This is a genomic window from Hymenobacter polaris, from assembly GCF_012927305.1.
Taxonomy (GTDB): Bacteria; Bacteroidota; Bacteroidia; order Cytophagales; family Hymenobacteraceae; genus Hymenobacter; species Hymenobacter polaris.
In genome coordinates this window covers 1,097,120-1,120,828 of sequence record NZ_JABBGH010000003.1, presented here as the reverse complement: position 1 = coordinate 1,120,828, position 23,709 = coordinate 1,097,120, and the positions used below count along the sequence as shown (strand labels likewise).

The following is a 23,709-nucleotide window of genomic DNA, read 5'->3' as shown; positions in this document are numbered from 1 at the left end:
GCTATTTACCTCCCTATGAAAAACACCTTTACCACGCCCGCCGACTTTTGGCAAGAGCGCGACTTCGGCGCCAAAATCTCGGCCGCATTCGAGTTCATTGGCGCGCACTGGCGGCCGCTGGGCAAGTGCCTGGTGTATTTTGTGCTGCCGGGGGCGTTGCTCATGGGCATCGGCCTGGGGCTGATGACCAACACCATGTGGAACCGCATGGGGGACGTGATGCAGCACAAGCAGTGGACTGCGCAGTCCGGGTCGGGCTCTTCGCTGGGCACGGCCTTCAACTTTCAGGGCATGGGCCTCGCCTTTATGGGCGGGCTACTGGGTATGCTGCTGGTAGTGAGCACCGTGTATGGCTACCTGCGGGCCCGCCTGCGCCTGCCGGCCACCGAGCCCGTGACGCCCGCCGCCGTGTGGGCCGAGCTGCGGGCGCGGCTGGGCAGCATGCTGCTGGCGCTGCTGCTGCTGGGCGGGCTGTACCTGCTGGTCGTGTTTGGCTTCGTGGCGGGCATCGGCTTGCTGGGTGTCGGCGGCGAGCCCTCGGCCGGCAAAGTGGGCATGGTTATGCTGCTTTTCGTGGTGCTGGGAATACTGCTGGCCTACGCTGGCGTGGCCCTCGGCTTGTACTTCCCGGTGCTGTGGCTGGAGGATACCGACGCGGCGGCGGCGCTCGGGCGCTGCTTCCAGCTGGTGCGGGGCAAATGGTGGTCTACGTTTGGCTTGCTGCTAGTGTCGGGGCTGATTCAGAGCACTATGAGCATTGTGTTTGCGATGCCGCAGTACGCGGTAATGGGAGGCAAGATGCTGCAACTGCCCGGCTTGGGCTCCGACGTGCTAGGGCTGGTGGCCCAAACATTTTACTCGGTGGGGCTGCTGTTCACCTACTGCATTCCGCTGCTGGCGCTGGCCTTCCAGTACTTCAACCTGGTGGAGCGGCGCGAGGGCTTCGGCCTGCGCTTGCTGGTAGATGAGCTGGGCCAGCCGGCCATCGCCGCGCGCTCGCAGCACTACCAGCCCGACGAGGAGGGCGAGTATTAAGCGCCGCCCCTACTTGATTTACAAGCTACTTCCTCCCCTTATGCGGGCACGGCATTTTTTAGGAATCGGGCTAACCCTGGGGGCCTTGCTGACGGCCGGCGGCCCTAGGGCCGCCGCGGCCGCGCCCCCCGCCGCCCCCACCGACCAGCCCGTGGCGCCCCTACCGGGCCCGGCGACCGTAGTAGTGCGGCGGCCGGCAGCGCGCCTGCGCACCCTGCGCGCCCGCCCCGAGCTGACCTACCGCGACGTGAGCGCCGAGCCCGAAAGTGAGGGCCTGCTGGCGCGCCTGGTGCGCTGGCTGGCCGCTCTACTGGGGCGCACGCCGCGCACCAAAAGCGGGCGCGTGGCCTGGAACATAGTCTTTTATGGCCTGACCAGCGGGGTGCTGGTGTTTGCGGCGCTCAAGCTGCGGCAGCTGGGCGTGGCGCGCTTGTTTGGGCGCTCGGCGCGGGCGGGGGGCCTAGGGTACTCGGTAGGCGGCGAGGATATTCACGCCCTCGATTTTGGGGCCGCCCTGGCCGCGGCCGAGGCAGCCGGGCAGCTGCGCCTGGCCGTGCGCCTCGGCTACTTGCAGCTGCTCAAGCAGCTCACCGACCAGCACCTCATCGACTGGCAGCCCGACAAAACCAACCAGGCGTACGGGCGCGAGCTGGCCGCCGCCCGTCCCGATTTGCGCCCCGCCTTTGCCGAGCTGACGCGCCAGTTCGAGTACGTGTGGTACGGCGAGTGGCCCCTGGGGGCCGCTAGCTACCCGCCGCTCCGCGCCCAGCAGCAGCAGCTGGGCCGGATGCTGGGTGAGCCGGCCGCCACGCCGCTTTCCTAGGTTGGCCGCAAGCTAACTCAAGTTGCGAGGTAGCACCAGTCGGTCAATTCCCCTCCTTAGCCAAGGAGGGGACGCTTCGGCGAAGCCGAAGCTGGGGTGGTTGACGTCGTAGAACGACCGGCTACTGGAGTGGCCGCCGACTCGTTCAACGCCCGCAACCACCCCCGTTGGCGCGGTGCACCAACATCCCCTCCTTGGCTAAGGAGGGGAATTGACTGACTGACGCTACCTCGCAACTTGAGTTAGCTTGCAGGTTAATAGTTATCCGAGAAGCTACTAGCCAGCGGCTAGTAGCTACTAGCTCACTACCTTATGTCGTTACCCCGCGTGTGCCTCGACTGCGAGGCGCTGAAAGACTTGAACAGCGGCTTCAGCCACTTTGTGGTGCCGCTGGCCCACGAGCTGCTGGCCCTCAACCGGCAGCAGCCGCGCTTTCGGCTGTCGTTTTTTACGCCACCGGCCGCGCAGGGGGTGCTGGGCACGCAGGGCGTTAAGTACCTCACCCAGCACAGCTTCCACAAGTACTTCAACCCCCACAGCTACCGGCTACGGCTCTGGCACGCCACCCAGCAGCTGAGCTGGTACGTGCCCACCAGTCCCCTTACCAAGGTGGTGCTGACGGTGCACGACCTCAACTTCCTGCACGAAAACCCCGACGAGCACACCTACACCCGCCAGCTGGCCATGGTGCGCCGCAACATCGGCCGGGCCGATAGCATCGTGACTATCAGCGACTACGTGCTACAGGACATTTTGCAGCACGCCGACTTGCTGGGCTACACCGGCGAGCAGCCGCTGCGCTACATCCGGCGCGGCGTGGAGGCGCTGCTGCCCGCCCAGGACCATCGCCCGGCGCTGGTGCCCACCCGGCCCTTCTTATTTGGCCTAGGCACCATCAACGCCAAAAAGAACTGGCACGTGCTGCTGCCGCTGCTAGAAGGCACTGACTACGAGCTGATTATTGCGGGCAGCTTTGCCGAGCACGACTACGCGCAAAACCTGCTGGCCGCCGCGCGCCGGGCCGGCGTGGCCGACCGCCTGCACCTGCTCACACGCATCAGCGAGGAGGACAAGGCCTGGTACTTCGCGCACTGCCTGGCTTACTTGCAGCCCTCGCTGGCCGAGGGCTTCGGCCTGCCCGTGGTGGAGGCCCTGCAGCTGGGCAAGCCCGTGTTTCTGAGCCGCTTCACGTCGCTGCCCGAGGTGGGCGGCGACGCGGCCTACTACTTCGACGACTTCACGCCCGCCCACCTCAGGCAGCGCCTGGCCGAGGGGCTGGCCCAGCACTCGCCCGCGCGGGCGGCCGCCGCCGTGGCCCACGCCGCGCAGTTTAGCTGGGCCCAGGCCGCGCAGGAGTATATGGACGTGTACCAGGAATTGCTAGGCGCCTAATTATGAACACGTTTCGCTGGTACTTGGTGGGGCTGCTGGCGCTGTTTGGGGCCTACGTGGCGCTGGAATACTACAAGCCCAAGCCCCTGGACTGGACGCCCACGCTCCGCAACCAGGACAAGATTCCCTACGGCACCTACGCCCTCTACGACGTGCTGCCCGCCGTGCTGGGCACCGATTCGGTGGTGAGCGTGCGCCTGCCCATCTTCAACCAGCTGCTGGGCGCCGACGAGCCCGTGCCCGCCGCCAGCCGGCCCACCAACGTCGCGTTTAAGGACGACTCGGCCGACCGCGCCAACGACGCGGCCGCGGCCCGGCTGGCGGCCAGCCAGCAGCCGCTCACCACCCAGCGGGTTACCTACGTATTTGTCAACCAGTCGTTTGAGAGCAGTCCACTCGAAACCGATGCGCTGCTGCGCTTCATTGGGCAGGGCAACAACGTGTTTATCGCCGCCGAAAGCTTTGACGGGCGCAGCCCCAGCCTGGCCGACTCGCTGGGCGTGCAGCTGGTAGCCGCCGATACCACTGCCTCGCTGGCGCGGCTGCGCACTATAGTGCAGCCTAGGGGCCGCGCCCGGCGGCTAGCGAGCCGGTTGCCAACTCGCCTGCGCCCCGATTCGGTGGCTTTGCACTTGCTGGGCGCGGCGGGCCCTAGGGCCACGTTTCGCTTCCCGGCGGCGGTGGCGGGCTACCGGCTGGCGCTCACCAGCCACTACCCCCAGCGCGGTGCCACCCTGGCCGCCGATGCGCAGGGCCGCCCCGTGCTGCTGCGCCTCGACGTGGGCCGCGGCCACCTCTACCTGTGCTCGGTGCCGCTGGCGCTGGGCAACTACTGGCTGCTGCGGCCGCAGCAGGGCGACTTTGCGCTGGCGGCCCTTTCGGCGCTGCCCACCGGCCGCCCGGTGTGGTGGGACGAGTACCAGAAGCAGGGCCGCGCCGGCGAGCAGTCGCTGTTGCGCGTGGTGCTGGGCAGCCCCGCCCTGCGCGCCGCCTACTACCTGCTGCTAGCCGGCGCCCTGTTGCTGGTGCTGGTAGAGGCCCGGCGTCGCCAGCGCGTCATTCCCGTCCTCAAACCGCTGCCCAACACCACTTTGCTGTTTACGCGCACCGTGGCGGGCCTCTACCGCCAGGGCCGCCGCCACGGCCCTATTGCCGAAAAAAAGGTGGCGCTGTTTCTGGATTACCTGCGCACCCGCTTCCACGAGCCCAGCCCCGACCTGGCCGACGAGGCTTTCCGCGAGCGCCTAAGCCAGAAGGCCGGTCTGCCCCGCGCCCGCGTCGATGAGCTGGTGCGCCTCATCAACTTCGCCCGCACCGCCCCCGCCGTTACCGACCGCGAGCTGCTGGCCCTGAGCCGCGCCATCAGCGATTTTCGGCGCGAGGCGGGCCGGCGCTAGCTTTACCTTTCCGCTTATTTGTTTACTCGGGGCCTAGGCCCCCTTCGTTATGGAACCCTTCGCTGCCGACCTGCCCACTTCTACCCCGCCCGACCCTACGCCAACGCAGGCCTCGGTGGCCGAAACCCTAGGGGTGGAAACCGCGCTGCCCCTGGCCGACCCTGCCGCCGCCGCCGCGCCCGCCACCTTCGCCCCGCGCACCGACCTGGCCCGCCTCACCGAGCGCACTGAGGCTGTGCGCCAGCAAATCGGCCAGGTAATCGTGGGCCAGCACGAGCTGCAGGAGCTGCTGCTGGTGGCGCTGCTGGCCGATGGCCACGTGCTGCTGGAGGGCGTGCCGGGCGTGGCCAAGACCCTCACCGCCAAGCTGCTGGCCCGCACCCTCGACGTGCCCTTCAGCCGCATTCAGTTCACGCCCGACCTGATGCCGGCCGACGTGCTGGGCACCAGCATCTTCCGGCCAGCGCAGGGCAATTTTGAGTTTCGGCCCGGCCCCATCTTCGCCAGCGTGGTGCTGATTGACGAGATAAACCGAGCGCCGGCCAAAACGCAGTCGGCCCTGTTTGAGGTGATGGAGGAGCGCACCGTGACCCAGGACGGCACCACCCACCAGCTGGGCACGCCCTTCGTGGTGCTGGCCACCCAAAACCCGGTGGAGCAGGAGGGCACCTACCGCCTGCCCGAGGCCCAGCTCGACCGTTTCCTCTTCAAGCTGACCGTGGGCTACCCCACCCTGGCCGAGGAGGTGCAAATCTTGCAGGGCCACCACAGCGGCTTCGGCGGCACCCCGCTCGACCGGGTGCAGCCCGTGCTCACGGCTGCCGACTTGGCTGCCCTGCGCCGCCAGGTGGGCCAGCAGCGCGTAGAGGCTAACCTGCTGGAATACATTGCCAAGCTAGTGGGCCAAACCCGCGCGCACCGGGCGCTGTACCTGGGGGCCTCGCCCCGCGCCAGCCTAGCCCTGCTCAACGGCGCCAAGGCCCTGGCTGCCCTGCGCGGCCGCGACTTCGTGACGCCCGAGGATGTGCAGACGCTGGCCGCCCCGGTGCTGCGTCACCGGATACAATTGACGCCCGAGCGGGAGCTGGAAGGCGGCTCGGCCGATGAGGTGGTGCAGCAGATTGTGCAGGGCTTAGAAGTACCTAGGTAGATAATGCAGGTTAACTAGCGTCGAATAGCTTCCTTATGCCTTATTCCCTCGACTGGCTCCTGGCCCAGCCCGCACCTAAATACTTGTTTTTCTGGGGCCACACGCCTAAGCAACCAGGCATAGTTGATAAAAGCTGCTTTAGCCAGTGGTTTCCAGCAGCGTTTGAAGTAGCGGGCGAAACGTATCCCACCGCCGAGCACTGGATGATGACCGAAAAGGCGCGTTTGTTTGAGGATGAGGCGGTGCGCCAGCGCATCCTAGGGGCCCGGCACCCGCACGAAGCGAAGAAGCTGGGGCGGCTGGTGCAAGGCTTTGAGCCCGCCCGCTGGGACGAGGTAAAATTTAACCTGGTAGTGGCGGGCAACTTCTATAAATTCAGCCAGCACGCCGAATTGCGCGACTATTTGGTGGCGACCGGCGACCGGGTACTAGTGGAGGCCAGCCCGATGGATGCCATTTGGGGCATTGGCTTAGCGGCCGACCACCCCGATGCCGCACGGCCGGCAAGCTGGCCCGGCGAAAACCTTTTAGGGTTTGCCCTGATGGCCGTGCGCGACCAACTCCGCGCCGCATGAGCTTCTTCCTTACCAACCGGTTCTTCTACGCCATAGGGGCCCTGGCCACCGGCTTCATTCTGGCGTTCTTTCTGCCCTGGCTGCTGGGGCCGGTGCGGGTGCTACTCGGGGCTGCCGCGCTGCTCACCCTGCTCGATGCGGCGCTGCTGTACGCGCCGGGCCGGGTGGCGCCGCTGTTTGGCCGCCGGGTGCTGGGCGACAAGCTCTCGAACGGCGACGAGAACGACATCAAGCTCTACCTCGAGAACCGCTACCGCTTCGGCGCGCACCTGGAGGTGATTGACGAGATTCCGCACCAGTTTCAGCGGCGCGACGTGCTGTTCCGGGTGGCCGTGGCGCCGGGCGAAACGCAGGTGATTACTTACCAGCTGCGGCCCACCAAGCGCGGCGAGTACGCGTTTGGCGCGCTCAACGTGTACGCCGCCTCGCCCCTAGGGCTGGTGCGGCGGCGGTTTCGCTGCGAGCCGCAGGGGCGCACGGTGCCGGTGTACCCCTCGTTTTTGCAGCTGCGGCAGTTCGAGCTGCTGGCCATCCATAACCGGCTGACGGAGGTGGGCATCAAGCGCATTCGGCGGGTGGGCCAGAGCCAGGAGTTCGAGCAGATTCGGCCCTACGCCAGCGGCGACGACCCGCGCACCATCAACTGGCGGGCCAGCGCCCGGCGCACCGTGCCGGGGGCCGCCGACACGCTGCAAGTCAACCACTTTCAGGACGAGCGCGCCCAGCAGGTGTACTGCCTGATTGACAAGGGCCGGGTGATGCGGATGCCCTTTGAGGGCCTGAGCTTGCTCGACTACGCCATCAACGCCACGCTGGTGCTCAGCAACGTGGCCCTACTCAAGCACGACAAAGCGGGGCTGCTCACGTTCTCGAACCGGCCGGGGGCGGTGGTAGCGGCCGAGCGCCGGCCGGGCCACCTGCGCACGCTGCTGGAAGTGCTGTACCGCCAAAAAACCAAGTACCTCGAAACCGACTACGAGCTGCTCTACGCCACGGTGCGCGCCCGCGTGAAGCAGCGCAGCCTGCTAGTTTTGTTCACCAATTTCGAAACCCTGCAGGGCATGCAGCGCCAGCTGCCCTACCTGCGGGCGCTGGCCCGGCGGCACCTGCTGCTGGTGATGTTCTTCGAGAACACCGAGCTGCGCACCTACCTCGACGCGCCGGCCGCCACTACGGAGGAGGTTTATAACCAAACGATTGCCGAAAAATTTCAGCAGGAAAAGCGCCAGATAGTGCTGGAGCTGCAGCGCCTGGGTATTCAGGCCCTGCTGACGCCGCCGCAGCAGCTGACGGTGAACACGATAAATAAATACCTGGAGTTTAAGGCCAGGGGTATGATATGAGCGCGCAAGGTTTCGCTAGGTGGAGCAAGGTTTCGCAAGGTATTTTTTTCTTATCAAGCGGGCGGGCGCCAAAACCTGGCGAAACCTGGCGCCACTTGGCGAAACCTGGCGCTATCCTGCTGCTGCTGCTCGTGGCACTGGCGGCCCGCGCCCAGCGCCCGCTGCTGCCCGTGCCGGTGCAGGCCACCTGGGAAACCGGCTACTACCGCTTTGCCACTGCGCCGCTGCTGGCCTTGCGCAAGCAGGTAAGCCCGTCTTTGCCAGCCGAGGGCTACCGCCTGCGGGTGGGGCCCACCGGGGCGGCGCTGGTGGCGGGCTCGGCGGCGGGGGTGCAGCGCGGCATTGCCACCTTCCGGCAGGTGCTCGAAAGCACCCCTAGGGGCTGGCGGGCGCAGTACTGCACCATTGAGGACCAGCCGCGCTTTGCCTGGCGCGGGCTGCTGGTGGATGCGGCCCGGCACTTTCTGCCGGTGGCCGTTATCAAGCGCAACCTCGACGGCATGGCCGCCGTGAAGCTCAATGTGCTGCACTGGCACCTGAGCGACGACCAGGCCTTTCGGGTAGAGAGCCACTTATTTCCGCGCCTCAACCAAGCCAGCACCGACAAGCAGTTTTACACCCGCGCGCAGGTGCGCGAGGTGCTGGCCTACGCCGCCGCGCGCGGCATTCGGGTGGTGCCCGAGTTCGACATGCCCAGCCACACCACCAGCTGGATTGTGGCGTATCCCCGGCTGGCCTCCGTCGATTCGACCTACGCGCCCTACCAGCTTTGGCGCACTACCAACGTGGCCATTGACCCCACCCGGCGCGGCACCTACGCCTTCATCGACTCGCTGCTGACCGAAATGATACCGCTTTTTCCTGACCGTTATTTTCATACCGGAGGCGACGAAAACGATGGCCGGCAGTGGCGGCGCACGCCGCGCATCGTGGCCTTTATGCGGGCGCACGGGCAAGTAAAGGCCGATGGCATCACGCCCGACAAGCATTTGTTGCAGCTGTACTTCAGCCAGAAGGTGGACTCGCTGGTGCGCCGCCACGGCAAAATCATGATTGGCTGGGACGAGGTGCTCGGTCCCAACCTGCCCCCCGACGTGGTGGTGCAAAGCTGGCGCGGGCCCAAGGCGCTGGTGCAGGCCGTGCAGCAGGGCCACCCCGCGCTTTACTCGGCCGGCTACTACCTCGACCTGAATTACCCGGCCGCTAGGCACTACGCTGCCGACCCCACCCAGGGCGTGCCCGACTCGCTGCAAAGCCGGGTGCTGGGGGGCGAGGCCGCCATGTGGAGCGAGTTTGCCGATAGCACCGTGTACGACAGCCGGGTGTGGCCTAGGGCCGCCGCCGTGGCCGAGCGCCTCTGGAGCCCCGCTGCCAGCAGCCAGGACGTGCCCGACCTCTACCGCCGCCTGGCCGTGGTGAGCGACGAGCTGGAGGCCCTCGGGCTGCGCCACCGCCGCGCCCCGGCCGCCCTGCTGCGCCAGCTGGCGGCGCCCTACCCGGCGGCCCTGCCCGCCCTGCAAACCCTGGCCGCCATCGTCGAGCCCGTGAAGGACTACAAGCGTCACTTCCAAGGCTTTAAGTACACCACTGAAACGCCCCTGACCCGGCTGGTTGATGCCGCCCCCGCCGAGTCGGACGTGGCGCGCCGCTTCGGCCTCACCGCCGACAGCCTGCTGCGCGAGGTGGCCCTAGCCCCCCTCACCTCGGCGACAGCCGCGGCGGCTCCGGCACAATTATCGGCGGCTGGCCAGCGTCAACTAGCAGCGTTGCAGCGGCAGGTGGCCACTTGGCAGCAGGCCACTACCGAGCTGCCGCCCCTGCTAGTAGCCAGCCCTAACCTCACTGAATACGCCCCGCTGGCCGCGCAGCTCGGCGTGGTGTGCGAACTGCTAAGCCAGCGCTTTCTGCAGCTGCAGCAGGGCCAAGCGCCGCTGCCCGCCTGGGTGGCCGCCGCCAAAGTGCAGCTGGAAGCCGCCGCCAAGCCCGCCGGCCAGGCCGAGCTGGCTATTATCGGCGCGGCGAAAAGGCTGGTAGGAGTGCAATAACCATCCAGATTTTCGACGGCAACTAGTATAACAGCTCATCTTACCAGTTAAATGCGTTTTGCTCTATTATCAATACTCTGCGTATTCGTCACCGGCTGCTTTACGCGTAGAGTAAGTAACTACACGGCGGCAAGCTGCAGAGCACGCTGGCAGTATTTCGCTCTACAAGACACCTTATCTGGCCGACTACTTTCCAGTCAGCCAGCTCCGTTTCTTTGCGGGCTACTTCCTGCTGCTGCGGTAGCACTCATTGAAACTTCGGCAGGAGATACTATTCGGGTACTGAGTCTCTGCGAGTTCCGGAGATATGATAGGCAACATCCGGTAAAGGTTATTTGGGCTGAAGCAGCACCGCTTAATACAGCAATACCTCTTGACAATCAAGCATGTATTGTGCGTAAAACCTGTTACGGCACCATTATAAGTGTACCATAGCTTCTAGAGCCTGCCATTCCTCACCGCAATTAGTTCGGCCGCTATACTCACGGCGATTTCCTCGGGCGTGCGGCTGCTGATGGGCACGCCGATGGGGCCGCGCAGCTGGCTTAGGTCGAAGCCTTCCTCGCTGAGCACGCGGCGCAGCTCGGCTACCTTGGCGGCGCTGCCCAGCACGCCCAGGTAGCGGTAGGCGGCCGGGCTAGCCAGCAGGCGGCGCAGCACCACGGCATCCGTGCGGTAGCCCACGGTCATGACTGCCACGTAGCGGTGCGGGCCGGGGGCTATTTCCAGGCTGTCGTACTCGACCTGCCGGATATGGTGGGCGGCCTCGTTGGCGGCCAGCGTAGGCAGGTCGGCCCGGTCGTCGAGCACGGTTATCTCAAACTCCAGCTGGGCCGCCACCCGCGCCAGCGCCAGGCTCACGTGCCCGCCGCCCACCAGCAGCAGCTCGTCGCGGAAGCCCAGGCGCTCGCGGTAGTGCCACGCCGGGCCGGGCTGGTAGTCGTAAAAAGCGGCGGGCGCTTCGGCGGCCAGACGCAGGCCGGTTGCCGCGCTCACTTCCCAGGCAGCACCTTGCCCTAAGGCCCGGCAGGCGGCCTCAATGGCTTCGAGCGCGGGCAGGTCGGCGGGGCCTAGGGGCCAGAGCAGCAGCTCCTGCTCGCCGGCGCACATCATGCCCGAGCGGTGGGCGGGCGCCTCGCGCCGATGAATCTGAGGGCGCAGCAGGGGCGCGGCGTCGCCGGCTTGCAGGCGCTGGCGGGCTAGCTCCACCCACTTGTGCTCCATCACGCCGCCGCCCACCGAACCGGCCACCGCCCATAGGGTCACGGCCATCTTAAAGCCCTGGCGGCCGGGGCTGCTGCCTTCGCTGCGCACCACCAGCAGCAGGGCAGCCGGCTGGCCGGCGCGCAGGGCGTTGGCGGCCAGGGTCCAGGCGGGCAGGTCGCGGGGGGCGTTGGGCATGATTTTACAAACCGAGGAACTGTGGCAGCTGTGAAAATAGGCAGTTGGGCTTCTTACGGCAAACTCGCAGTTAGAGCGTAAGGGCGGGGCTGGTCCCCGCCCGTCGTTGAACGACAATCGTTGAATTAGCGCGGCCGACGGGCGTGGGCCAGCCCCGCCCCTACTGTGCACTGACTCTGAAAATGCTCTAGATTAAGCACTGCGCCGCCTGCGCCTAAACCAGTGCGTTCTTTGGCCTCATGAAGAAGCATTCTGTGCTCGCCGGGCTACTAGCCTTGAACGCCCTAGGGCACCGCGCCACCGCGCAAACCAGCCCGGCCGCCCGCAGCGTAGCGCTCGACACCGTGGCCGTGACCGGCAAGGTACAGCAGCTGACTCTGCTGCCACCAGGCGAGCGGGCCACCCGGTTTGGTGGGCTGCCGCTGCCGCCAGGGCTGCCGCTGCCGCCAGGGCGGCGGGTGGCCGTGCGGTTTCAGCCCCCGGCGGCCGGGCACGAGTATGATATTCGGTCGGTTACACTGCACTGCTCGGTGCTCTTTAACGCCAGTGCTACCGGCAGCCTGCTGGTGCAGCTGGCGCCGGCCGACAGCACCGGCGAGCCCACCAGCCGCTACCTGCTGCCGGCGCCCTACGTGCTCACTGCCCGGCAGGTGCGGCGGGCCCGGCGCGGCACGCTCACCTTGGGGCTGCAAGGGCAGCTGGCGCTACCGCCCCAGGGGGTATTCGTGCTGCTAACCGGCGCCCCCGCGCCTGGCGAAGCCTTCGTGGCCGACACGATGAAGCTGGAAAAGCTGGGCGGCGAGCAGCGCCGGGTGGCCTACGTGCAGGTGCGCAGCCAGACCAGCGGCACTACCCGGCTGGTAAGCGCCGCCGACTACATCAGCCTGCTCACCATCGTCACTACCGAGCAGCCCGTGACGTGGAGCAGTGGGCGCGACCAGCGCTGGCGCCGCGCCTCCCTGAGCGTACCCCAGCTACCCCGCTACCGCCCGCACAATTATTGGGTCGAGCTGGGCGTGACGGAGCTGTAGCCCCCTAGGCCCTCACTCCCGCACTACCGTGCCCGTGATATAGCCGAACGGCGCGTCGGTAGCCACGAATACCTCGTTGGTATTCTCCTGGCCGAAGGGCGTGAGGTTGAAGGGAATGTGGTGCTTATTGGGCATCACCAGGCTAATTTCCTTCACTTCCGGCGTGGCTTCAAGCACCCGCTCGCCCATGGCGTAGAGCGTGTGCTGCACCGACTGGCTCGGGTGGCCGGCGAACGTATGCAGCATCCCTAGGCGTATTTTGTCGAATAACGCGTTGAAATCCAGCTCGGCGCTGGTGTACTCCCACTCGGCTTCCACTTCGGTGCTCAGGATGCGGTCGGTGGTTTCGGGCAGGGTGGTGTACTCATCCTTGGGGTAGCCCACGAAGCCCGAGTCGGCGGTTTTGGCCACTAGCAGGCCCTGGAGGCCGGCCCACACCCTAGGGGGCGCGCCGCCGGCCGGCAGCTCCACCACGGCGCGGCGCTTCTCGGAGCCGCCGCCCACGAAGGCGTGCGGGTGCGCCTGCCCGTCGAAGTGCAGGCGCTGCCAGGGGTGCTCCACTACCTCGATGCGCGCCTGACTGACCTGCGGGTTGCGCGACACAAAATGCCGAGCCAGCACCAGCGCAAAGCTTTCGATGGCGCCCGTGAAGTGCTCTTTGGCCAGGGCGTACACGGTGTTTTTTTGGGTGTCGGTGGGCAGCACCAGGGCGTTGTCGCCGTGGGTGTGCGCCCGCTCATAGTCGCCCGAGAGCTGCACGCCCACCGTCACCTGGCGCAGCTCGTGGTGGCCCGGGTGGCGGATAACGCGGGTGAGGTGCACCGCCTGCTTGCCGTAGTGGTTTTTACCAAGTTTAATGGCCATGTGCTTAAGTACTTACTATGAATTTAGTAAGGACGTCCTGCTCATCTGGCGTCCGCCTGCCGAAGCATCTACCTCGCAGTACTATTCGATAGAGATGCTTCGGCAGGCGGACGCCAGATGAGCATGACGTTCTTTTTGGTTGCTGCTGCTACTTCCTGCGGCGGGCGCGTAGCTTTCGGCCCCAACCAAGGCGGCAAGATACTCGCCGCTCGCTTCCGCCATGCCTGCTTTAGCTCTGAAAAGTACCGCCGTGGTAACGCCCACCGGCGTGCGCCCCGCCCTGCTGGTGCTCGACAATGGCCGCCTGGCCGATGTGCTGCCGCCCGATACTACCGTGGCCCTGCCCGTGCTCGACGTGGGCGACGCGGCCATTTTGCCCGGCGTCATCGACCCGCACGTGCACCTCAACGAGCCGGGCCGCACCGACTGGGAAGGCTTCGACACCGGCACCCGCGCCGCGCTGGCCGGCGGCCTTACCACGCTGGTAGACATGCCCTTGAACTCGGCGCCGGTCACGACGTCGGTGGCCGCGCTGCGCCAGAAGCAGGCCGCCACCCAGGGCCAATTGCACTGCAATGTGGGCTTTTGGGGCGGCATCGTGCCCGGCAACGCGGCTGAAGTGGGACCGCTCATCGCGGCCGGCGTGCTGGGCTTCAAGGCTTTTCTGACCCACTCGGGCATCGACGATTTCCCGAACGCCACCGAGGCCGACCTGCGCCAGGTGATGCCGCTGCTGGCCCGCCACGGCCTGCCGCTGCTGGTGCACTGCGAGCTGAGCGAGGACAACCAGGAGTGGACGCGCGGCGACACCCGCTCGTATCAGAACTACTTGGCCTCCAGACCTAAGCACTGGGAAAACGCGGCCATTGAGCTGATGATACGGCTGTGCCGGGAAACGGGCTGCCGCACCCATATCGTGCACCTGTCGTCGGCCGAGGCCTTGCCGGCTATTGCCGAGGCTAAGGCCCTCGGGCTGCCCCTAACGGTGGAAACCGGCCAGCACTACCTCTTTTTCAGCGCCGAGGACATTGCCGACGGCCAAACCCAGTTTAAGTGCGCGCCGCCCATTCGGGAGCGGGCCAACAACGAGCAGCTGTGGCAGGCACTGCAAAGCGGCCTCATCGACTTCGTGGCCACCGACCACTCGCCCGCGCCGCCTGGCCTCAAGCACCTGGCTAGCGGCGACTTTGCCCAGGCTTGGGGCGGCATTGCCTCGCTGCAGCTGGCGCTGCCCGTGCTCTGGACGGCCGCCCGCGCGCGCGGCGCCACCCTAGGGCACCTGGCCCGCTGGCTAAGCCAGAACCCCGCCCAGCTGGCCGGCCAGGCCCTGCGCAAAGGCCAGCTTACTAAGGGCTTCGACGCCGACCTGCTGGTGCTGGCGCCCGACCAACCCTTCACCGTAACCGAGGAGCTGCTGCACCACCGCCACAAGGTATCGCCCTACCTGGGCCGCGAGTTGACGGGCGTGGTGACACACACCTTCCTGGCTGGCGAGGAAGTCTTTCGCCACCCCAATTTTATGCACCTCAACCACGGCCAGCTCCTTTAACAGTCCTCAAAGAACGTCATGCTGAGCCCCGCAAAGCATCTCTACTGCATCGCTCGGGTGACGTTCAGCAGAGATGCTTCGCGGGGCTCAGCATGACGTTCTTTGAGGACTGTATAATGGATACTTGATGACCACTTACGAAACCCGTACCGCCCGTATTCTAGCCCGCCTCGACGAGTTGGCCGCCATCAGCGAAGACGCCGACGGGGTAACGCGCACCTTTGGCACGCCGGCTTTTATAAAAGGGCGCGAGCTGGTGCAAGGCTGGTTTGAGCAAGCTGGCCTAGCCCCGCGCCTCGACGCCATCGGCAACCTGCGCGGGCGCCTGCCCAGCCGGCGGCCGGGCGCCAAAACCTTTGTGCTGGCCTCGCACATCGACACCGTGCGCAACGCTGGCCGCTTCGACGGGCCCCTAGGGGTACTCCTGGCCCTCGACTTGGCCGAGCACGCCCACCAAGTGGGCGCGGAACTGCCTTTTCACCTAGAAGTCATTGCCTTTAGCGACGAGGAGGGCGTGCGCTTCCACACCACTTACCTGGGCAGCAAGGTGCTCACGGGCGCCTTCGACCCGGCGCTGCTGGCCACTACCGACGCGCAGGGCATCACCCTGGCCCAGGCTATTGCCGAGATGGGCGGCGACCCCCGCCCCGCCGCCCTGGCCGCCGCCGCGCTGCCCGCCGCCGAGTGGCTGGGCTACTTCGAGCTGCACATCGAGCAGGGGCCGGTGCTGTGGGAAAACCGCGTGCCGGTAGCGCTGGTGACGGCCATTGCCGGGCAGCAGCGCGTGGAGCTGACCTGGACCGGCCTGGCTGGCCACGCGGGCACCGTGCCCATGCCCATGCGCCAGGACGCGCTCACCGCCGCCGCCGAGTTTGTGCTGGCCACCGAGGCTTTTGCTCGCCAGCAGGGCCTAGGGCTGGTGGCTACCGTGGGCCAGCTGTACATCCCCCACGCGGCCAGCAACGTGATACCCGGCCAGGTGGTGCACAGCCTCGACCTGCGCAGCCCCGACGCCGGCCCGCTGGCGGCCGCCTACGCCGCGCTGCGCGCCGACGCCGAGGCCATTGCCGCCCGGCGCGGCGTGGCCCTGGGGTGGCAGCTGGTGCAGGCCACCGCCCCCGCGCCCTGCGACGCGGGCCTCAATGCGCTGCTGGCCGAGGCCATTGCCGCCAGCGGCCACGAGGTGGTGCGCCTGGTAAGTGGCGCCGGCCACGACGCGGTGCCCATCTCGGCGGTGGCGCCGGCCACCATGGCCTTCATTCGCTGCTACAAAGGCATCAGCCACAACCCTTTGGAGAACGTGGAGGCGCCTGACGTGGCGGCGGCCCTGGCCGTGGCCGAGCGGTTTTTGCTTAATTTGGCCGCTACTAGCCCGTCATGCTGAGCGCAGCCAAAGCATCTCTCCCGCGCAAATAATCCTAACGTTTGGAATTAGTTACATGGGAGAGATGCTTCGGCTGCGCTCAGCATGACGTTCTTTTTCGTTTGCCGAAAACACTTTATCATGCTTCCTACCTCTTTCACGCGCTCCGTCACGCGGCGCAACCACGCCATCATTGCGCCCGATGGCTACATCAACAGCACCGTGCCGGGCTGGACGGGCTGCACAGTCAACGTTATCATCAACGAGCAGATGGGCGCGCGGCTCTGCCAAACGCTCGTCACCCTCACCGACGCGGGCCAGCTGACGGGTGAAACCCAGGCGAGCCAGGTGTTTTTCTACGTCGTGAGCGGCCAAGTGCAGGCTACCATCGGCGCCGACAGCCGCATTCTGACGACGGGCAAATTTGTGTACGTGCCGGCGGGCGGGCAGGCCTACGCGCTCAAAAACCCCACGGCGGGCACCCAGGTCCTCACCTTCCATAAGGTGTATGAGCCCCTGGCGGGCCACGCGGCCCCTGGGGTCTGCTGGGGCGAGAAGGACGACAGCCGGGCGCCCGTTTACATGAATGACGAGGCCCTGCGTATTCAGGAGCTGCTGCCCAACGAGCTGGCGTTTGATATGGCCGTCAACATCTTCACCTACCAGCCCGGCGGCAACCTGCCCATGGTGGAAACCCACGTGATGGAGCACGGCCTGCTGTACCTGCAAGGCTCAGCCATTTACCTGCTCGACCAGCAGTGGTACCCCGTGCAGCAGGGCGACTCGATTTGGATGGCGCCGTACTGCCAGCAGTGGGCCGCCAGCATCGGCAAAGAGCCGTCGGTGTACATCTACTATAAAAACGTCAACCGCTTCCCGACGGTGATTTAACTTGTGTCAATAAAGAACGTCATGCTGAGCTTGCCGAAGCATCTCTCCCACGCCGCCTAGGGTGTTGTTCGGGAGAGATGCTTCGGCTGCGCTCAGCATGACGTTCTTTAGTTGATTTGTATTTGCCAAGTGTAACCATCCATGTCCCTCTCCGACCTCAATGCCCTAGCCCCCACCGCCCGCGCCGAAGCCCTGGCTACCTGCTGCGGCTCGCCGGCCTGGGTCGAGGGCCTGAACCTGCTATTTCCCTTCGAAAACGAAGAGTCCCTGCTGGCCGCCGCCGAGCACGTGTGGTACGGCCTGACGGAAACCGACTGGCGCGAGGCCTTCGCCCAGCACCCTAAAATCGGCGACGTGAGTGCCCTGCGCGAAAAATTTGCTAGCACTGCCGCCTGGGCCGCCAGCGAGCAGGGCGCCGTGGCCCAGGCTTCGGAAGCAACCCTAGGGGCCCTGGCCGCCGGCAACGAGGCATACGAGCACAAGTTCGGCTACATCTTCATCGTGTGCGCCACCGGCAAGTCGGCCGCCGACATGCTGGCCCTGCTGCAAGCCCGCCTGCCCCACTCGCCCGCCGAAGAAATCAGGGTAGCCATGGCCGAGCAAGCCAACATCACCCGTCTGCGCCTGCAAAAACTCCTTGCCGCATGAGCCAGCTCACCACCCACATCCTCGATACCACTCTGGGCCGCCCGGCCGCCGGCGTGGCCGTGGCGCTGCTGGCGCCCGCCGGCCCCGCCGACTGGCGCGAGCTGGCCCACGGCACCACCAACGCCGACGGCCGCCTGACGAATTTGCTGCCCCTAGGGCAGCGCCTGGCGCCGGGGGTGTACAAGCTGCGGTTTGCCACGGGCGCGTACTTCGAGCGCACGAGCACGCCCCATTTTTACCCGGTGGTAGAAATCTGCTTCACGGTGGCCGACGAGGCGCACTACCACGTGCCGCTGCTACTTAATCCCTTCGGCTACAGTACCTACCGCGGCTCTTGAGCCCCCGCGTCTTAGCTACGCTGACCTTTGGTTCCGCGTAAATCCTCCGCGTCTCCCGCGGTAAAAAATCTTATGAAACGCTCCCTCCCCGACCTCGATACCAGCGCCCTGCTCGACCAGTTGGGCAGCGCCAACCGCCGCTTCCAGGAAACCTACCCCGGCGACCGGCCCGACCGCCAGCCGGTGCACACCGTGTACGGCGGGGCCAACCTGTTTCGGGCCGATACGGCCGCCCGCATGGGCGAAATTGCCCTGCGCAACCTCCAAACCTACGCCCCCAACTTCGTGGAGCTGGCGCGGGTGCTGGCCCTGCCCGGCCACGAGGCGCTGCCCACCCTGGAGAAGGATATTCACGACCTCACGGCCCAGCTCGATGCCCTAGGGCCCGACGAGCGCCGGCAGCACCCGGCCTGGCTGGCGCACGCGGTGCACAGCAAGATAGTGCAAAAGCTAAAGACGGAAGCGGTGGAGGATTTTCGCATCGACTTTGAGGACGGCTTCGGCAACCGGCCCGATGCCGAGGAAGACGCCACCGCTATTCAGGCGGCCCAGGAAGTAGCCAAGGGAATGCGCGAAAACTCGCTACCGCCCTTCATTGGCATTCGCATCAAGCCCTTTACCGAAGATTTGAAGGCTAGGGGCGTGCGCACGCTCGACTTGTTTTTAAGCACCCTGCTGGAAGAAACTGGCGGCCAGCTGCCGGCTAATTTCGTGGTGATGCTGCCCAAAGTGACCATTCCGGAGCAGATGACCACGCTGGTGCGCCTCTACGACCTCCTGGAAAAGACCAATAACCTACCGGCCGGCACCCTAAAGATGGAAACGATGGTGGAGGCCACCCAAATCATTATGGACGAAGAGGGGCGCAACCCGCTGCTGCGCATCATCCGGGCGGGCGAGGGGCGCTGCGTGGCGGCCCACTTCGGCACCTACGACTACACGGCCTCGGCCGGCATCACGGCCAAGTATCAGACCATGGCGCACCCCGTGTGCGACTTCGCCCACCACATGACCAAGGTAGCCCTAGGGGGCACCGGCATCTTCCTGAGCGACGGGGCCACCAACGTCATGCCCATCGGCCCGCACCGCGGCGACGAGCTGACGTTTGCCCAGCAGCGCGAAAACCGCGAGGCCGTGCACCGCGCCTGGCGCCAGGCCTACCACCACACCATGCACTCGCTCATCAACGGCTTTTACCAGGGCTGGGACCTGAACCCCGCCCAGCTGCCGATGCGCTACGCCGCCACCTACGCCTTCTTCCTAGGGGCCTACGAGGAGGCCGTGCACCGCCTGCGCGTGTTCGTGGAGCGCGCGGCCATCTCGACCCTCACCGGCGACATCTTCGACGACGCGGCCACCGGCCAAGGCCTGCTCAACTTCTTCCTCAAGGCCCTGAACTGCGGCGCCATCTCGGAGGAAGATATCGCGCCCACGGGCCTCACCCTGGAGGAGATTGAAACCCGCTCGTTCTACCGCATCCTACAAGGGCGGCGCAAGCAGCGCTAGGGGTCGCGTAGTTGTAAGCAACAAAAAAGAACGTCATGCTGAGCTTGTCGAAGCATCTCTACCGCGTAACTAACTCCGGACGTTAGAATTACTGCCGCGGTAGAGATGCTTCGACAAGCTCAGCATGACGTTCTTTTTTGTTGCTTACTATTCCTACGCAACTACTTCGTAATCACCAGCTCGACGCGGCGGTTGAGGCGGCGGGTTTCCTCGCGGTCGTTGCTGAACTTGGGCTTCGAGCCGCCGTAGCCGATGGTACTGATGCGGCTGGCCGCCACGCCGCGGCCCACCAAGTAGCGCTTCACCTCGGCCACGCGCTGCTCGCTGAGCACTTGGTTCTTATCAGCTTCGCCCTGGTTGTCGGTGTGGCCTTCCACCCGAATTTCGAGGCTAGGGTTTTCCTTGAGCGACTGCGCCAGCTTGTTGAGCGTGGCGTAGCTGCTGCCCAGCAGCCGGGCCTGGCTTTGGGCAAAGATGATGTCGGGCAGCTCGAGGCGGGTGCCGGCGGTGGCGGGCGTTAGGCGCGGCTCGTAGCGGCGCGACTCGCCGGCCCGCACCGAAAACGTATCGACCCGCGTGAGCAGGCCCGCCGTGGTGGTGACGCGGTAGCGCCCCGGCGCCAGCGACATCTGAAACCCGAGGGCATCGGCCTGCGCCGTGGCCCGGAAGTCGATGGGCCCGCCCACCATCAGGGCCTGCACCTCGGCGCCGCCGGCCAGCGGCTGCCCGGTGGTGGCGTTCAGCACTCGGCCCGTCACGATGGCGCGGGGCTGGGCCAGCGGGTTGGCGGCGGCGGCCAGGGCGGCCGAGTCGGGCGCGGGCGGCGGTCCGGGCTGTGTGCGAAACAGCTTTTTGGGCGCCGTATCCTTGGGGCCCGACGAGGCGAAGTACGCCGCGCTATCGGGCCCTAGGGCAAAAAACCCGTCGTAGCCCGGCCCGTTGAAGCGCGGCCCCAGGTTTTGGGGCGGGCTCCACTTGGTCCAGCTCTCATCGAGCCGCGTGCTCACGAAAATATCTGAGGAGCCGTAGCCCTGGTGGCCGTACGAGCTGAAGTACAAGGTCTTGCCATCGGGCGCCAGCCAGGGCGCAAACTCGTAGCCGGGCGAGTTCACGTCCAGTCCTAGGCTCTGCGGCGCCGAGTAGCCACCCTTGCCGTCGGCTCGGCTGAGGTAGAGGTCGTTGAGCCCCTGCGAGTCTTCGCGCTCTAAGCTCAGCAGCAGAATTTTCTCGTCCGGCGTCATAAAAAAGCCGGTGGCGGGGCTCAGCGACGAAAAGCCGCTGATGCGCACCGGTGCGGGCGTGCCAGTGCCGGCCGCGCCGATGCGGGCCAGCCCGATGCCAGTTGCCGGCCCGGCTGCGCTGCTTGGGGTGTAGGCGTCGCGCAGCAGCAGCACCGGGCTGCCGGGCGGGCCCACCACGCTTTGCACGGCGTTGTTCTGGCCGTTGTTGAGACCGGCGGGCGCCTCTAAGTGGGTGGGAGCGGGCCAGGTGCGGCCGTGGTCGGCGCTGCGGCTCACCCAAATATCGCCGGTTTCGGCGGCGCCTTCGGCGTTGCCGGCAAAGCGCGTGCGGTTGAAGTACAGCGTGTTGCCATCGGGGGTGGGCACGGGCTGCAGCTCGTTGCCGGTCGAGGACAGCGCCCCTAGGGCCTCGGGCACCGTGAAATAGGGCGGGCCCGCAAACAGCCGCAGCTGCAGCTGAAACAGGCGCCACTGCTGGGTGCCGCGCCCCACGCCCCGCGCCGCCACCACCGCCGTACCGTTAAACTTGTCGTTGCTGGCCAGGGTAGCCACACGCCCATCGAGCCGGTTTTCGAGCTGAAACGAGCCCGGCTGACCCACCGGCACCAGCTTCCACTGCTGCCCTAGGGCGCCGGTGTAGGGGCGCTGCACCAGCGGCGTGTTGGCGCCGGGCGGGGCCGTGGGGACTATTTCCAGGGCCAGGCACTGGCCGCTGTTCTTGTCCTCTAGGCGGTAATACTCGCTGCCCTCGCTGATGCGCACCAGGTGCCACTGCTGGCTGGCGGCATGGGTGAACTCCCACTGCACCACCGCCGCGCCGCTCAGCGTCGAGGCCTTCGACACGTCGAGGCTGCGGCCGCTGGCGCGGTTAATAACCCCGTACAGGGCGCGGTCGTCGGGCGAGATGGTGGCCGGCACGGGCGCCTGGGCGGCGGCCGAAAGTGCTACTAAACACAGGAAAAGTACTCGAAGCATGCGGGCAAAGGTCGGGCAGAATTCACGTTGCCTAGCCTTAGCCTACCAACGCAGCCCTAGGCCGGATGTTGGCGGCCAGGGGCAGCGGCTGACTTAGCGCCCGGCCACACCTCGAATCAGGATGGTGCCAGGCTGGTGCTTGCTGGGCTCGGAATTCCACGGCACCAGCTTTATATTCAATACCTTACCAGCACCACTATTGTCTGCTGCACCCATTACCAGCTCCTGAATAGCCGCCGTGGCGATGCGTAGGGAAGTATCCGCCAGCGGCCGCCCATCCAGCTCAAACCTAACCGGGCCGGTAAGGTGTTGCCGGCGCTTCAACCGGGCCAGCGACACCGAGCGAATCTTGACGCCCGGCTTCAGCGTCAGGTCGATGACGCCGTTCGCGGTAGCCGTGCGCCAGCGGACCGGAATGTCCTCGCCTTTGTAGACCACTATATTTTCGATGGACTGCGGGTTAATTGTATTAAGGCTGCTGCCCACGATAATACAGGAATTCGCCAGGTACAGCGGCTGAGGCATAACGGGCCGCGCCTGGTTGCCGGCCGGCATTGCCGCCAGCCCAGCTTCGGCAGCTGCTCGTGGTGGCACTGGCCGCCCTAGGGCCTCGGCGGAGGCGGCAGGCTGCACCGCCACCTTGGCCGGCGCTAGCGGCGCTACTGGCGCGTGCTGCGCGTAGCCTGCTTGCGCAAGCAGGCTGGCCGCGGCCAACAGCGTTAAGTTCAGGCAAGATGGACGCATAAGACGCGGCTAAGTGGGTTACAAGCCGTACCAGTATATCGCCTGCGCTTACTCCAGCCCGTACTTGGCCCGAAACTTCTTGTCCAGCGCCAGCTGCTTGCTATCGAGGGTGATGCGGCGTCCGTCGATGTAGGCCTGGGTTACGGCGTTGGTGCGCATGTCGAGCAGGTCGCCCTTGCTCACGACCAGCGTGGCCGACTTGCCCGCCTCCAGGCTACCGTAGTCCTTGTCGATGCCCATGATGCGGGCCGGGCTGAGCGTAACGGCGGTGAGGGCCTGCTCTTTGGTGAGGCCGAACGCGGCCGCCTGGCCGGCCACGAAGGGCAGATTGCGGCCCCGCGAGGTTTCCTGGTCGCCCTGAAAATCGAGGCAGTAGCGAATGCCGGCGGCTTGCAGCTGGGCGGGCAGCCGGTAGGGCTGGTCGTAGTCGTCGCCATCGCGGCGGGGCAGGGCCTGGGTGCGGTTGAGCACCAGCATCACGTCGTTTTGCTTCAGGAAGTCGAGCACCATCCAGGCATCGCGGGCGCCCACCAGCGCCACGCGCTGCACGCCCAGGCGCTTGGCCAGGCGCACCGACTCCACAAGCTCCTTGGCGTAGTCGGCGTGGATGTAGAGGGTTTTGGAGCCGTCGAACAAGCCGCCCAGGGCCGTGAGGCGCAGGTTTTCCTTGCGACCAGCGGGCGCCTGGCGGTAGGCCGACCCCTCGCTCAGCAGCTGCTCCAGGTCGCGCAGGCGGTGGGTGCGCGCTTCCTGACGGCGCGTGAGGGCGGCCGCATCCTCGGCCGGATTGGTTTTAATCACCATTTCGGGCCAGGTGAGGTGGATGCCGTCGTCGGCCTTCACTACGGCATCCTGCCAGTTCCAGGCGTCGAGCTGCATAATGGAGCTTTGGCCCGTCACAAGGCCGCCCCGCGGGGTGGGTTGCACCAGCAGCACCCCGTTGAGGCGCACTGTGGGCAGCACGTCCGAGTCGGTATTGAAGGCGATGAGCGAGCGCACGTTGGGGTTCAAGTCGCCCACCTCGCGGTCGTCCACGGTAGCCCGGATAGCTTCTACCTCGCTGAGCCCTAGGGTGGTATTGGGCAGAATAAGCCCCGGATACACCTGCTGCCCGCTGATGTCGCGGGCTTCGAAGCCGGCTTGCGTGAAGCCGGCGCGCGGCCCCGCGTACACCAGCCGGCCCTTGTCGAAGGCCACGGCGGCGTTGTCGATTACTTGGCCGGTGCCGGTGTGCAGGGTGCCGCCCACCAGCACGATGGGCGCGGCCTGCGGCGGGGCCGGCATGGGCACCTGGGCCAGGGCTGCCAGCGGGGCTAGGGCGAGGAGGGAGGATAGAAGTTTTTGCATGGATTTAGGTAGTCCGTCATGCTGAGCCTGCCGAAGCATCTCTACCCAACG

The 23,709-nt window shown here is 66.2% G+C and carries 20 protein-coding genes; 15 read left to right on the top strand and 5 right to left on the bottom strand.

Annotation, left to right across the window (positions count from 1 at the left end):
- The first annotated feature begins 15 nt into the window (after positions 1-15).
- The 8 genes from HHL22_RS21380 (at position 16) to HHL22_RS21345 (ending at position 9,760) form a co-directional block, all read left to right on the top strand.
- Entirely contained in the window at positions 16-1,035 is a 1,020-nt protein-coding gene (locus tag HHL22_RS21380) for a hypothetical protein (protein WP_169533407.1), read from the top strand.
- Positions 1,036-1,075: 40 nt separating this feature from the next.
- The gene (locus tag HHL22_RS21375; RefSeq protein ID WP_169533406.1) at positions 1,076-1,858 is read left to right on the top strand and encodes a DUF4129 domain-containing protein; all 783 of its coding nucleotides are present in this window, start codon (positions 1,076-1,078) and stop codon (positions 1,856-1,858) included.
- Between the two features lie 312 nt (positions 1,859-2,170).
- The gene (locus tag HHL22_RS21370) at positions 2,171-3,250 is read left to right on the top strand and encodes a glycosyltransferase family 4 protein (RefSeq protein WP_169533405.1); all 1,080 of its coding nucleotides are present in this window, start codon (positions 2,171-2,173) and stop codon (positions 3,248-3,250) included.
- A gap of 2 nt (positions 3,251-3,252) precedes the next feature.
- On the top strand, positions 3,253-4,647 hold the full coding sequence (locus HHL22_RS21365; RefSeq protein WP_169533404.1) for a DUF4350 domain-containing protein: 1,395 nt from the start codon (positions 3,253-3,255) through the stop codon (positions 4,645-4,647).
- Positions 4,648-4,696: 49 nt separating this feature from the next.
- Positions 4,697-5,797, top strand: a complete 1,101-nt coding sequence (locus HHL22_RS21360; protein WP_169533403.1) for an AAA family ATPase — start codon at positions 4,697-4,699, stop codon at positions 5,795-5,797.
- A 35-nt stretch (positions 5,798-5,832) separates the two neighbouring features.
- Positions 5,833-6,372 (top strand): NADAR family protein, encoded by a 540-nt coding sequence (locus HHL22_RS21355; protein WP_169533402.1) that lies wholly within the window; start codon positions 5,833-5,835, stop codon positions 6,370-6,372.
- Complete coding sequence (locus HHL22_RS21350) at positions 6,369-7,715, top strand: DUF58 domain-containing protein (protein ID WP_169533401.1); 1,347 nt, start codon at positions 6,369-6,371, stop codon at positions 7,713-7,715. The genes HHL22_RS21355 and HHL22_RS21350 overlap by 4 nt, the downstream gene beginning before the upstream one ends.
- A 95-nt stretch (positions 7,716-7,810) precedes the next feature.
- Complete coding sequence (locus tag HHL22_RS21345; protein WP_169533400.1) at positions 7,811-9,760, top strand: family 20 glycosylhydrolase; 1,950 nt, start codon at positions 7,811-7,813, stop codon at positions 9,758-9,760.
- 438 nt (positions 9,761-10,198) lie between these two features.
- On the opposite strand, the gene HHL22_RS21340 is transcribed toward HHL22_RS21345, so the two are convergent.
- Entirely contained in the window at positions 10,199-11,161 is a 963-nt protein-coding gene (locus HHL22_RS21340; RefSeq protein ID WP_169533399.1) for an XdhC family protein, read from the bottom strand.
- A gap of 239 nt (positions 11,162-11,400) precedes the next feature.
- On the opposite strand from HHL22_RS21340, the gene HHL22_RS21335 reads away from it, so the two are divergent.
- Positions 11,401-12,192, top strand: a complete 792-nt coding sequence (locus tag HHL22_RS21335; protein WP_169533398.1) for a hypothetical protein — start codon at positions 11,401-11,403, stop codon at positions 12,190-12,192.
- Positions 12,193-12,204: 12 nt separating this feature from the next.
- Here the strand turns inward: HHL22_RS21335 and pucL are convergent, their stop codons facing one another.
- Complete coding sequence (pucL, locus tag HHL22_RS21330; RefSeq protein WP_169533397.1) at positions 12,205-13,056, bottom strand: factor-independent urate hydroxylase; 852 nt, start codon at positions 13,054-13,056, stop codon at positions 12,205-12,207.
- Positions 13,057-13,276: 220 nt separating this feature from the next.
- Here pucL and allB point away from each other — a divergent pair, with 220 nt between their 5' ends.
- The 6 genes from allB (at position 13,277) to HHL22_RS21300 (ending at position 19,351) form a co-directional block, all read left to right on the top strand.
- Positions 13,277-14,605: an allantoinase AllB gene (allB, locus tag HHL22_RS21325; RefSeq protein WP_169533396.1), complete on the top strand. Its 1,329-nt coding sequence runs from the start codon at positions 13,277-13,279 to the stop codon at positions 14,603-14,605.
- A gap of 127 nt (positions 14,606-14,732) precedes the next feature.
- Positions 14,733-15,989 (top strand): allantoate amidohydrolase, encoded by a 1,257-nt coding sequence (locus HHL22_RS21320; RefSeq protein WP_169533395.1) that lies wholly within the window; start codon positions 14,733-14,735, stop codon positions 15,987-15,989.
- Positions 15,990-16,109: 120 nt separating this feature from the next.
- Positions 16,110-16,859, top strand: coding sequence for a (S)-ureidoglycine aminohydrolase (allE, locus tag HHL22_RS21315; protein ID WP_169533394.1), 750 nt, complete (start codon positions 16,110-16,112; stop codon positions 16,857-16,859).
- 141 nt (positions 16,860-17,000) lie between these two features.
- Complete coding sequence (gene uraD, locus HHL22_RS21310) at positions 17,001-17,507, top strand: 2-oxo-4-hydroxy-4-carboxy-5-ureidoimidazoline decarboxylase (protein WP_169533393.1); 507 nt, start codon at positions 17,001-17,003, stop codon at positions 17,505-17,507.
- The gene (uraH, locus tag HHL22_RS21305; RefSeq protein ID WP_169533392.1) at positions 17,504-17,845 is read left to right on the top strand and encodes a hydroxyisourate hydrolase; all 342 of its coding nucleotides are present in this window, start codon (positions 17,504-17,506) and stop codon (positions 17,843-17,845) included. The genes uraD and uraH overlap by 4 nt, the downstream gene beginning before the upstream one ends.
- A 72-nt stretch (positions 17,846-17,917) precedes the next feature.
- Positions 17,918-19,351 (top strand): DUF6986 family protein, encoded by a 1,434-nt coding sequence (locus tag HHL22_RS21300; RefSeq protein WP_169533391.1) that lies wholly within the window; start codon positions 17,918-17,920, stop codon positions 19,349-19,351.
- Positions 19,352-19,512: 161 nt separating this feature from the next.
- Here HHL22_RS21300 and HHL22_RS21295 read toward each other — a convergent pair whose 3' ends face one another.
- The 3 genes from HHL22_RS21295 to HHL22_RS21285 all read right to left on the bottom strand — a co-directional run bounded on the left by HHL22_RS21295 (position 19,513) and on the right by HHL22_RS21285 (position 23,658).
- Positions 19,513-21,567, bottom strand: a complete 2,055-nt coding sequence (locus HHL22_RS21295) for an RICIN domain-containing protein (protein ID WP_169533390.1) — start codon at positions 21,565-21,567, stop codon at positions 19,513-19,515.
- 93 nt (positions 21,568-21,660) lie between these two features.
- Positions 21,661-22,311 (bottom strand): hypothetical protein, encoded by a 651-nt coding sequence (locus tag HHL22_RS21290; RefSeq protein WP_169533389.1) that lies wholly within the window; start codon positions 22,309-22,311, stop codon positions 21,661-21,663.
- Between the two features lie 48 nt (positions 22,312-22,359).
- Complete coding sequence (locus HHL22_RS21285) at positions 22,360-23,658, bottom strand: amidohydrolase family protein (RefSeq protein WP_169533388.1); 1,299 nt, start codon at positions 23,656-23,658, stop codon at positions 22,360-22,362.
- Positions 23,659-23,709 lie beyond the last annotated feature (51 nt).

What these genes read in the sequence shown, in the direction of transcription:
- HHL22_RS21380 (WP_169533407.1), top strand. Translation starts at nt 16, where the DNA reads ATGAAAAACACCTTTACCACGCCCGCCGACTTTTGGCAAGAGCGCGAC.
- HHL22_RS21375 (WP_169533406.1), top strand. Translation starts at nt 1,076, where the DNA reads ATGCGGGCACGGCATTTTTTAGGAATCGGGCTAACCCTGGGGGCCTTG.
- HHL22_RS21370 (WP_169533405.1), top strand. Translation starts at nt 2,171, where the DNA reads ATGTCGTTACCCCGCGTGTGCCTCGACTGCGAGGCGCTGAAAGACTTG.
- HHL22_RS21365 (WP_169533404.1), top strand. Translation starts at nt 3,253, where the DNA reads ATGAACACGTTTCGCTGGTACTTGGTGGGGCTGCTGGCGCTGTTTGGG.
- HHL22_RS21360 (WP_169533403.1), top strand. Translation starts at nt 4,697, where the DNA reads ATGGAACCCTTCGCTGCCGACCTGCCCACTTCTACCCCGCCCGACCCT.
- HHL22_RS21355 (WP_169533402.1), top strand. Translation starts at nt 5,833, where the DNA reads ATGCCTTATTCCCTCGACTGGCTCCTGGCCCAGCCCGCACCTAAATAC.
- HHL22_RS21350 (WP_169533401.1), top strand. Translation starts at nt 6,369, where the DNA reads ATGAGCTTCTTCCTTACCAACCGGTTCTTCTACGCCATAGGGGCCCTG.
- HHL22_RS21340 (WP_169533399.1), bottom strand. Translation starts at nt 11,161, where the DNA reads ATGCCCAACGCCCCCCGCGACCTGCCCGCCTGGACCCTGGCCGCCAAC.
- HHL22_RS21335 (WP_169533398.1), top strand. Translation starts at nt 11,401, where the DNA reads ATGAAGAAGCATTCTGTGCTCGCCGGGCTACTAGCCTTGAACGCCCTA.
- pucL (WP_169533397.1), bottom strand. Translation starts at nt 13,056, where the DNA reads ATGGCCATTAAACTTGGTAAAAACCACTACGGCAAGCAGGCGGTGCAC.
- allB (WP_169533396.1), top strand. Translation starts at nt 13,277, where the DNA reads ATGCCTGCTTTAGCTCTGAAAAGTACCGCCGTGGTAACGCCCACCGGC.
- HHL22_RS21320 (WP_169533395.1), top strand. Translation starts at nt 14,733, where the DNA reads ATGACCACTTACGAAACCCGTACCGCCCGTATTCTAGCCCGCCTCGAC.
- allE (WP_169533394.1), top strand. Translation starts at nt 16,110, where the DNA reads ATGCTTCCTACCTCTTTCACGCGCTCCGTCACGCGGCGCAACCACGCC.
- uraD (WP_169533393.1), top strand. Translation starts at nt 17,001, where the DNA reads ATGTCCCTCTCCGACCTCAATGCCCTAGCCCCCACCGCCCGCGCCGAA.
- uraH (WP_169533392.1), top strand. Translation starts at nt 17,504, where the DNA reads ATGAGCCAGCTCACCACCCACATCCTCGATACCACTCTGGGCCGCCCG.
- HHL22_RS21300 (WP_169533391.1), top strand. Translation starts at nt 17,918, where the DNA reads ATGAAACGCTCCCTCCCCGACCTCGATACCAGCGCCCTGCTCGACCAG.
- HHL22_RS21295 (WP_169533390.1), bottom strand. Translation starts at nt 21,567, where the DNA reads ATGCTTCGAGTACTTTTCCTGTGTTTAGTAGCACTTTCGGCCGCCGCC.
- HHL22_RS21290 (WP_169533389.1), bottom strand. Translation starts at nt 22,311, where the DNA reads ATGCGTCCATCTTGCCTGAACTTAACGCTGTTGGCCGCGGCCAGCCTG.
- HHL22_RS21285 (WP_169533388.1), bottom strand. Translation starts at nt 23,658, where the DNA reads ATGCAAAAACTTCTATCCTCCCTCCTCGCCCTAGCCCCGCTGGCAGCC.